This is a genomic window from Chryseobacterium balustinum, from assembly GCF_900168205.1.
GTDB classification, from domain to species: Bacteria; Bacteroidota; Bacteroidia; order Flavobacteriales; family Weeksellaceae; genus Chryseobacterium; species Chryseobacterium balustinum.
Genome location: NZ_FUZE01000026.1, coordinates 1 through 10,012 on the forward strand (window position 1 = coordinate 1; position 10,012 = coordinate 10,012).

The 10,012-nt window shown below is 36.9% G+C and carries 10 protein-coding genes; 5 read left to right on the top strand and 5 right to left on the bottom strand.

What is annotated here, in order from left to right:
* Positions 1-74 precede the first annotated feature (74 nt).
* From B5X64_RS19530 to B5X64_RS19540, 3 genes are read right to left on the bottom strand one after another with little or no spacing between them, the layout of a single operon-like run.
* Positions 75-1,163 (bottom strand): alanine racemase, encoded by a 1,089-nt coding sequence (locus tag B5X64_RS19530; RefSeq protein ID WP_079466820.1) that lies wholly within the window; start codon positions 1,161-1,163, stop codon positions 75-77.
* A gap of 1 nt (position 1,164) precedes the next feature.
* Positions 1,165-1,611: a GNAT family N-acetyltransferase gene (locus tag B5X64_RS19535; RefSeq protein ID WP_079466821.1), complete on the bottom strand. Its 447-nt coding sequence runs from the start codon at positions 1,609-1,611 to the stop codon at positions 1,165-1,167.
* Positions 1,612-1,621: 10 nt separating this feature from the next.
* Complete coding sequence (locus B5X64_RS19540; RefSeq protein WP_079466822.1) at positions 1,622-2,530, bottom strand: universal stress protein; 909 nt, start codon at positions 2,528-2,530, stop codon at positions 1,622-1,624.
* A gap of 349 nt (positions 2,531-2,879) precedes the next feature.
* Here B5X64_RS19540 and B5X64_RS19545 point away from each other — a divergent pair, with 349 nt between their 5' ends.
* Positions 2,880-3,650: a 4-hydroxy-tetrahydrodipicolinate reductase gene (locus B5X64_RS19545; RefSeq protein WP_079466823.1), complete on the top strand. Its 771-nt coding sequence runs from the start codon at positions 2,880-2,882 to the stop codon at positions 3,648-3,650.
* 63 nt (positions 3,651-3,713) lie between these two features.
* On the opposite strand, the gene B5X64_RS19550 is transcribed toward B5X64_RS19545, so the two are convergent.
* Positions 3,714-5,000, bottom strand: a complete 1,287-nt coding sequence (locus tag B5X64_RS19550; RefSeq protein WP_079466824.1) for a DUF389 domain-containing protein — start codon at positions 4,998-5,000, stop codon at positions 3,714-3,716.
* Complete coding sequence (nhaA, locus tag B5X64_RS19555; RefSeq protein ID WP_079466825.1) at positions 4,993-6,336, bottom strand: Na+/H+ antiporter NhaA; 1,344 nt, start codon at positions 6,334-6,336, stop codon at positions 4,993-4,995. The genes B5X64_RS19550 and nhaA overlap by 8 nt, the downstream gene beginning before the upstream one ends.
* A 389-nt stretch (positions 6,337-6,725) precedes the next feature.
* Here nhaA and B5X64_RS19560 point away from each other — a divergent pair, with 389 nt between their 5' ends.
* From B5X64_RS19560 to B5X64_RS19575, 4 genes are all read left to right on the top strand, one after another.
* On the top strand, positions 6,726-7,112 hold the full coding sequence (locus B5X64_RS19560) for a tautomerase family protein (RefSeq protein ID WP_079466826.1): 387 nt from the start codon (positions 6,726-6,728) through the stop codon (positions 7,110-7,112).
* Positions 7,113-7,204: 92 nt separating this feature from the next.
* Entirely contained in the window at positions 7,205-7,768 is a 564-nt protein-coding gene (locus B5X64_RS19565; protein ID WP_079466827.1) for a TetR/AcrR family transcriptional regulator, read from the top strand.
* A 40-nt stretch (positions 7,769-7,808) separates the two neighbouring features.
* Positions 7,809-8,219, top strand: coding sequence for a nuclear transport factor 2 family protein (locus tag B5X64_RS19570; RefSeq protein ID WP_079466828.1), 411 nt, complete (start codon positions 7,809-7,811; stop codon positions 8,217-8,219).
* Positions 8,220-8,230: 11 nt separating this feature from the next.
* Positions 8,231-9,199 carry an alpha/beta fold hydrolase gene (locus tag B5X64_RS19575; RefSeq protein WP_079466829.1) on the top strand — a complete coding sequence of 323 codons (969 nt, stop codon included), beginning with the start codon at positions 8,231-8,233 and terminating at the stop codon, positions 9,197-9,199.
* Positions 9,200-10,012 lie beyond the last annotated feature (813 nt).

Here is a 10,012-nt window from a genome sequence, read left to right on the forward strand (position 1 = left end):
TGGTCATTTTGGACCGGAAAGTGGTGGTCACTTTGCTCCGAAATCAGTGGTCAATTTACTCCGAAATTAGGTGGTCAATTTGACCGTCTTTTCCAATCAATCAACTTATCTACATATTCGGAATTCATCGCCCGTAAAACAGCCAGATAACTCATGCTAAAGTCTACAGTGTCTCCAACTTTCAAATTATTTGGGTTATCCGATAGATCCAGGATCATCATATCCGAACTTGCACCTATGATCTTTACACCCTGCGTAATTGGTTCAATCTGCTTGTGGTCAATATCCAGCACACCAACGTCAACAATAGCTCTCACAGATGTTTTTCCTTTTTTTGATACATCGTGTTGCGGTGTTTCGCCGGTAAGGTTTGTTCCGGCGTCACCCGCAGGTATCATTGGCTTTTGTGCAATCTCAATGATCTCGGCGGTGAGTTTGAAAACATCCTGATACATCCCGCTGATGGTGGAATCATTGTAGACATCTGTTCCGAAAAATAAAGACTCTCCAATTCTGAAATGATTGATTCCGGAATGGATCTTATTCTGAAATATCAAAGGAATGGTCACCGATGATCCTGCAGAGATGAAAGGTATTCTTGTTTGATGTGATTCTTCGATGATCTCTTTAAAACTATAGAGCTTCATCAACTTTTTCTCATCCGGTAAAATACCATTCAGACAATTAAGATTGGTTCCGATCCCGACAACATCGATGTTTTGAAATTTTTTCACTTTACCGAAAAAACGGGAGAGATCCCTGACCATAATGCCTTCCCGCAATTCTCCCATTTCTATCATGATAACGATCTTGTGTATCTTGTTTTGCAACACGGCTTCTTTCGAAAGTGCTTTTACGGTTTCAATTTCACTGTTGAAACTGACGTCGGCATATTTTACAATGCTTTTTGCCAATCGTTTGGCCGGCGGTTTTATATAGACAGTTTGTGTTTTAGGTGATATTTTTTTGATGTGCTTCAGGTTCGTCAGTCTGGAGTCACAGATCTCTTTATCAGAAAATTCGAGCAGACATTCCAAAAATTTCTCGTTTCCACACAATAGTTTGGCCACTACCGCCCATTCAATGTTGTGTTCTGCAAAAAGCTGATCAAGATAATGGTAATTATATTTTAGTTTATTTGAATTTAGAGTGATGTATGACATTTTATTTTTTTAATCGCATTTCAAGGTATTTGCTGGTGAAACCTAATTTTTTGTAAAGCTGCATGGCAGGATTTTCAGGTTCACAATGGAGTGCAATGTCCCCCTCACAAGAGTCAATGGCGTTTTGCATGAGAAGTTTGCCAATTCCCTGTCCGCGCAATTGCTTATCGGTTGCGATATAGACAAGTATGTTTTCAGGGATATAACCGCCCATTCCGGTTTTGTTCAAGACGACTGCTCCCACAAGTCTTTGACTGTTTTGGTCTGTAGCTGTGACAATGGTTCCGCCCGGTTTGTTTTGATGGCCTAAGGAATAGTTGACTGCTGAAGCAATGTCGCCTTGTGGATCGCCATATTGTTCCAGATGTTCAAAGAGAAATTTCACAATCTCTTCCTTCTGATCTTCTGCTATTTTATCTTTTTCTGAATATTTTTGTATTTTGATCATAGAATTTATTTTATCCCGGATGCGGAAGCGTGATATCATAACCGTCATTGGCATTTGACAGACTTTGCTTCTTTTCATATTTATTCTTTAGAAAAAATAAGGGAATATCCGTGTTGTTGATTATTTGTTTAAAGAAATTTTCCAGGAAAAATGATTTCCAGCTGTTTTCATCCCGGTAATTGAGAATGATAATGTCTGCTTCGTCATCCTTGGAATGTTCTGAGATCTGTATTGCCTTTTCGCCGGTCATAACAAACTGAGATCTATATTCCTGCGAACTTTCTTCAAGTGTTCTTTTGATTTCCAGATAGGCACTTCTAATTTTACTGACATCTTCCTGATCGCTGATCCCTAATAGATTAATGACGCCTTTATTCTTTTCGGCAATGGTTACCGAAAGATCGATCTTATCTGACAGATCGTCCAGTACCCTTACGGGAACAAGTATTTTTTCAAATGTATATTTTTTGCAACTTTCCGGAACTAAAAGTACGGAAGTGTTTGAACCCGTCAGGATCTCGTAAGACAATGAACCAACAATGACCTGAACGAAGTTTTGTTTTCCGGATGTAGCGCATACCACAAGGTCCACATCCTGATCTTCGATGACTTCGTTGATGCCATGTATAAGACTATCATTTTTAAGGATGGTTTCAATGATCAATGTTGGATACTGAGCCTTTAGAGACATTTCCATTTGGCGCAAAGTATTTTCGGCTCTTTGCACATTGTCTTTTACAATATCAGCACCCAATAATTGTTTTCCGGTCTTGTCGATCACAAAGAAATTATCAATATTGTGCAGTACAATAAGACGTGAGTGATGCCTAGAAGCGATATTTAATGCCATCAACAATGCATTCTGCGATTTTTCTGTGAAGTCGGTGGTTAAAAGAATTGTATTGATCGAATTTTGCATTTGAAATGGTATTTACATCAGTATATTGATCTGCAAAGTTCGCTAATGTTTATAGTAATGTATGTTAGAAAATGCTGTGAAAGTGGTATAATTTATAGGCAAGCTTTTAAGAATGAGTATAACTGAAAACTAATTTTGATCGCTTTCTATTGCGTTATGATCTTAATTATAATTCACATTTTGTTATTACATATATACCAAAATGATAAGGCATAGGCATCTCTACATCTGCGAAATCAATAAGATCTGTATCCTTAAAGTATAGTAGAAAACGATCTTTCATTTTTTTTGTATATTACTACGATCAATTATTCGAAATCATCAATTAAAAAATATAAAAATTGTAATTATGAAAATAGGATTATTAGGATTTGGGAAGGCAGGTAAAGCGGTAGCGAATGTTATTCTTCAACACAAGGATTTTTCACTGGAATGGGTTCTGAAGAAAACTGATACGCTGAATAGGCTTTCTGCAAAAGATATTCTTGGAATATCTTCACCGGATGACGCATTGATCTATTCTCAAAGCAGTACGGACATTGAAACATTACTTGAGGATCATCCTGTAGACTTTGTTATTGATTTTTCCAATGAAGAAAGCATCCATCTCTATGGCAAGTTCGCAGCCCGTAAAAAGATCAAGATCATCTCAGCCATTTCGCATTACGGAGAAAATGAGATCAGAGTTCTGAAAGAACTTGCAAGGGACACTGTGGTTTTTTGGTCACCGAATATTACGTTAGGCGTCAACTACCTGTTGTTTGCGGCATCGCTGTTAAAAAATATAGCGCCTGGTGTTGATATTGAAGTGGTCGAAGAACACTTCAAAGCCAAATCCGGCGTGTCTGGAACAGCAATGAAAATTGCGGAAACTTTGGATATAGAGACAGAAAGCATCAACTCTGTCAGGGCTGGCGGTATCGTTGGAAAACACGAAGTTATCTTTGGGTTTCCCTACCAGACCGTTCGGCTTGTCCACGAATCCATATCACGGGAAGCATTTGGAAGTGGTGCATTGTTTGTCGCTGAAAATCTTAAAAGCAAACTGAAGGGATTGTATAATTTTGAAGACATCCTGCGACCTTACTTTTTCGCTCAGACTCCAGATATGTTATCTTAAAATCTATCAATTGAAAAAATGCCATTCCAATTTTGGAATGGCATTTTTGAAGTATTTTTCAATCTAGTTTTCAGAATTGTTTAAAAGTTTGATATTTTTCTCATTCAGCCTTTTTTCAAGCCAGCTTTTGAGCTGTAATTCATTCACTTTCTTTCCAGAGTAGATCATCACAAATTGGAGTCTTGCACTGTCCGTTTCGGGATATTGAGCTATCTTTCCGTAGGAAACGCCGGACATATCCGGATATAGGATCTGTATCTCTTTCCCCAATGTGGAGTCTGACACTTTGTAACTGTCGAGTTCTGATCGCAGGCTGGATAAGGCGATGTCCTTCTCTGACAGGTTTGTATTGTTTTTGTTGATCTCACTCAGTATCTCTGATTTCAGATCGGAATTGTTTTGCCTGATGTTGATCTTTGTATTTGAAAGCCCGTTATCAGACAGCATCTTGTTGTAAGACTTGATCTCTTCAGCGGTGAATTTTTTATTAAGGAATGCAACGTCGATGGTTTTGGGGGTTGCGTTGTAGTTTATCTTTTTGTAGATCAATGTGTATCCATTCTTTTCAAATTCTTTCTGAAGAAAAATTTCTGCGGTCTTCGTGAATTTCTTTTCATTGTAAAGATTATAGGCCAAATACGAACTGGGAACGATCATTACCAGTATTAACAGAGATATGCTGTACCTGATCCTTTTTTCATATTTGCTGTCAACAATAGAGGAAGGATAATGCAGATATTTCACGACAAGAAAAGTAGCAATGCATATAAAAAAGCAATTGATGCTGTAAAGATAGAATGCGCCGATGAAATAAGAAAAATTAAAAGTAGCAAGACCAAATCCTGCCGTACACAAGGGAGGCATCAATGCTGTAGCGATCGCAACACCCGGAATAGGATTTCCTTTTTCTACCCTTGTTATGGCTATGACACCTACCAGTCCTCCAAAAAAAGCGATCAGAACATCGTAGATGTTAGGTGCTGTCCGCGCCAAAAGTTCCGACTGTACATCTTTGAAGGGACTTATGTAAAAGTAAAATCCAGAAACCAATAAGCTCACCACCGTTGCAATGATAAGATTCTTAAAAGATTTCTTGAGCAGAGGAAAATTATAGGTCCCAAGAGCAAATCCGGCACCTACGATCGGCCCCATTAGCGGAGAGATAAGCATGGCCCCAATAATGACCGCAGTGGAATTGACGTTAAGGCCGATTGATGCGATGATGATCGCACAGGCCAGGATCCAGAGATTGGAGCCTCGAAAAGATATATTGGAAGTAACGTTTTCCAATACTTTGTCTTTTCTCTCCTCACCATTGTGAAGATTAATGAAATTAAAAATATTATTCATCGGTTTGAGTTTGTTTAGAATCTTTGTTGAGGATTATATAGCCTATAATTCCTCCGATCAATGAGGCTGCAAATATGCCGATCTTTGCCTGTGTCTGGTATTCATCGTGTCTAAAGGCAAGGGAGGTCACAAACAGGGACATCGTAAATCCAATGGATGCCAGAAAACCAAGTCCGAGCAGATTACGGATATTCATCCCCTCAGGTAATTGTGCGATCTTCAGTTTGATAAAAATGAAAGTGAAACCTACAACACCCAAGACCTTTCCGACCAACAAGCCCAATGCTACACCCAATGCGATATTGGTGTCAAATAAACTGTTAAGGTCAATATTTAACGATACCCCGGCATTTGCTATTGCAAAGATCGGTATGATAACGAAAGTTACAACGGGATGCATCGCGTGTTCCAATATCTGAAGGGGAGGAGTGGCGGCATTTGTCGCCTCATTGATCTTTTCCAGAACATGCAGCTGGTCGTTGGTCAATGTAGGTGTATTTTCGGTAGGGTCTAAATTTTTAAACCTTTCCAGATAGCTGCTGATCTTGGAGATGAACAGGTTTTCCTTGATCTTCACATCTGCCGGAATGGTAAAAGCAGCCAAAACAGCAGCGATCGTGGCGTGAACACCTGAAATTACAAAGCATGTCCATACACCGCAGATGCCAAGGAATGCGAAAAAGAATATCGATCTGACGCCAAGCTTATTCCCCAGGTACATCACTGCAAGAATGCCAAGTCCTATCAGCAAGTAGGTCATTTCGATGTTCGATGTATAAAAAAATGCGATTACCAGTACTGCTCCCAGATCATCCACAATTGCCAAGGCGGTTAAAAATACCTTGAGGGAAAGTGGGATCTTTTTTCCCAACAGAAAAAGCACGCCCAAAGCAAAAGCAATATCCGTGGCCATAGGTATTCCCCAACCTTTGTGCATTTCCCCGGTTGGATTGAGCATGAGGAATATCAATGCTGGCATTACCATTCCCCCAATTGCCGCAACAATGGGCAGCATGGCCTTTCGCGGATTGGAAAGCTCACCACCGATGATCTCCCGTTTAAGCTCAAGCCCCACTACGAAAAAGAAAGCAGACATTAATCCGTCGTTGATCCAGTGATGGACGGTAAAATCGAAAAAACTTTCCCCATTCCATTGAAATCCAAAGGTCTGTTCCAGAAAATGATGGTAGCCATCGGATAATGGTGAATTGGCCAAGATCAAAGCTATGATCACACTGATCCCTAAAAGTAATCCTCCGGACTTTTCCTGCTGGATAAATCGCTGAACGGGCTGTGTGATCTTGTCGATCGGCTTTGTGGGGTAACTTTTGATCATAGTTTATTAAAATAGATAACTGCAAATTTATGAATACTAAAGGTAAAAATAGAGGAACATTGCGAAAGTTATTTTTTAAGAAATATGTGGTAAAAGTATCGGTACTGAACCCGATGATAGTATCTTAAGAATTGGGATTTGTAAACTAATCCCGCTGATTTAATTATTTTTAAACGTTAATCTGGATTATTTTGGAATCAAAATCAAAAAAATGCCTCCATTTAGATTAAGTGAATGGTCCGAAGGGCTGGAAAAATATGTAAGATTGAACAAAATATTCAAGAACAATTAACTAAAATAGAGCTTCCCGATATTCCACTTTATGAATAGTAAAATTATTCTCAATCAGTATAATAATCATAATTAATATTTAATAAAATATTAAATTTATGCCATTAGTAAGAATAGATGTTACTGAAGGAAGATCTGAAAAAGAACTTACCCAACTTGCATATGTAATACAGGAAGTATTGATTGAAACCTTTGCTGCTCCAGAACTGGATCGATACCACATCATCCACGAGCATAAGAAAGGTTTGATAAAGGCTTTAGACACAGGTCTTGGCTATAAAAGAACTGATAAAATAGTAATTCTCCAGATTACGCACCAAGGGCGCAACCGTGCGCAAAATGAGAAAATGTATTCATTGATGAGTCAAAAACATGAGAAAATTGGTATTCCAGCAACTGATCTTATTATTTCCCTTACAGAAAATACAAAAGAAGACTGGTCATTCGGGCTGGGTAAAGCACAATTTTTAACAGGTGAACTTTAAATCATTCTATTTGTAAAAAATCTTATGATTATGCTTAGAAAAAATATTTTAACGAACGTTAGGTAATTGAAATTTTTACGTATATTTGCACTATGAGACCACAGAAGATTTTAGATACAGATATGATAGCTGGACTTACCAAGGTTTTTAGAGATAAAGGCTATGAAGGAGCGAGTTTAAATGATCTGGCAGAAGTAACCGGATTAAAAAAAGCAAGTCTGTATCATCGATTTCCAAATGGAAAACAAGAGATGGCAGAATGTGTATTGAACACTATCGATCAGTGGGTTGATGACAATATATTCTATCCTCTAATGGACGAAAATAAAACAGCGAAATTGAGATTAAAAGATGCTCTAAAAAATATTGAAATTCTTTATGATAGCGGAAAAGAAACTTGTGTTTTAAGAGCTTTTTCAATGCATAGCGGATTATCATTATTTGAGCAACAGATAAAATCTGGTATGGATAAATGGATTATCGCTTTTAATGCATTGGGTATTTCTTTAAAATTAACTTCCACGCAATCTCAACAAAATGCTATTCAGACCTTAATAGAATTGCAAGGCAGTCTAATTGTAACAAAAGGGTTGGCTGATACCAATATTTTTAAAAATACTTTAAAAAATATTGAAAAGCGATACTCAATAGAGTAAAAAAATTTGAATTAATAAATTAACAAACGTTCGGTAAATTATGGTACAATTACATCCGCTACCACCTTTTAACAAAGAAACAGCGATACAAAAAATTCAAATGGCAGAAGATGCCTGGAACAGCAAAGACCCAATCCGAATTTCAAAAGCATATACTCTTGATACAGAATGGCGTAATCGGGATCAATTCATTGACGGAAGAAAAGAAGTACAGGATTTTCTTGCTGACAAATGGAAAAATGAATTGGATTATAAACTTAAAAAACAGCTTTGGACATTTAACGACAATCGAATTGCTGTAAGATTTGAGTACGAATATCGGGATGAAAATGGTCAGTGGTATAGAGCTTACGGAAACGAAAACTGGGAATTTGATGAAAATGGATTGATGGCAAAAAGGTTCGCTAGCATCAATGACCTAAAAATTGAAGAGACCGAAAGAAGGTTATAAACAATCAGAATATGAAAAGAATTTTTTTATCACAACTAATTATCCTATTCACATTATTTGGTTGTACAAGCCAAACAAGTGATAATGCTAACGATAAATTAAAAAATATGACACATAAACATCCCACATTATATAAAACCATCGAAATTGACGGAATCAACATTACTTACAGAGAAGCAGGAAACCCCAAAAAACCTACAATAGTATTGTTACACGGTTTTCCTTCATCTTCACATCAATACCGGAAAGTCTTATCACAGTTATCTGATGATTTTCACTTGATCGCACCAGACTATCCCTCATTTGGAAACAGCGATTTTCCATTGGCAAGTGAATATGAATACACTTTTGACAATATTGCAAAAACAATAGACGCTTTTTTAGAAAAGAAAAAAATTAACTCTTACGCATTGATGATACAAGATTATGGAGCACCTGTCGGTTTCAGAATAGCGACCGCTCATCCGGAGAGGGTTACGGCAATAATTAATCAAAACGGAAATGCATATTTAGAAGGTTTGGGTGATGCGTGGGCTGGAATCAGAGCACTTTGGAAAGACCGAAACCCTGAAACCGAAAAAGCAATAATGCCGTCCTTTTCACTGGACGGCCTAAAGTGGCAATACACACACGGAACAAGAAATATCGAAACCATCAATCCCGACACCTGGCATCTGGATTATTTAAGACTTTCAAGACCAAATGCGCATAAAGTGAATATGGATCTGTTTTACGATTATCAAAATAACTTAAAACTTTATCCGAAATGGCAGCAGTATTTAAGAGACAATCAGCCACCTTTATTAATAGTTTGGGGTAAAAATGACGAGTTTTTCCCTGAAAGCGGAGCAGCTGCTTTCAAAAAAGATGTAAAGGAAATCGACTATAATATTTATGATACAGGGCATTTTGCATTAGAAGAAGATGGAGAAGAAATAATAGAAAAAATTAGAGTATTTATGAAGAAAGTTGGTCGTTAATTGCAGGAAATCGCACAGCTTTTGCTACGGATTTCTTGATTAACGATTTATTTATTAAGAAAAAGATTAAATCGGAAAGCTTTATAATGGTAAGGTTTAAATTCAGACTCACTTTATAAAGGTTTCTATGATTCCGTAAAAAAATAAAATTTTGATACTTGTATCTATCTTGAATAGGCAAATTGGTATTACATGAAAAGTCTTCGGTGGAACTATCAACTCCTATAAAAAAACAAATCTTTAAATATGATTATGAAGAATATTACTGCACTTATACTGTGCCTATCATGCTCCTTAGTAGCTTTCTTAGTTGTGGGTTTCAACTATTTTGCCTTATATCAGTTACTTCCAATAGCTGTTTTTTATGTTTTTCAACTGACAGTTTTTAACAAAATAAAGCGTTCAGATAAATTATCTTTTATCTGCTATATTCTTTCAATATTAATATTGCTGCTAATTCCACTGACAGCACAAATCATGTGGTATTTTGATATTAACAATCTTGCCTCAAAATCATCAACCAGCGGCTTACTTTTCGTATGGCTCCCGATTTATGCTGTCGTTCCGGGTATGCTGATTTCTTTTCTTGTATTGATATTCAGGAAAAATTCTAGAAATTAAGTAAAGTATTTATATTGAGCACTAATCCTTCACAATGACTATGAGAACAAATTCAGTGCTATTATCAGGTTTTAATATTAGTATTAGGAAATGTATAGAAGGTACTCTAAAACAGGTAAGACCTGTAAATTAAGATTTTATAGTGTAAGGAAGTAATTTCTAGAATTACTTCCATTTTTTTAAGCCATTATT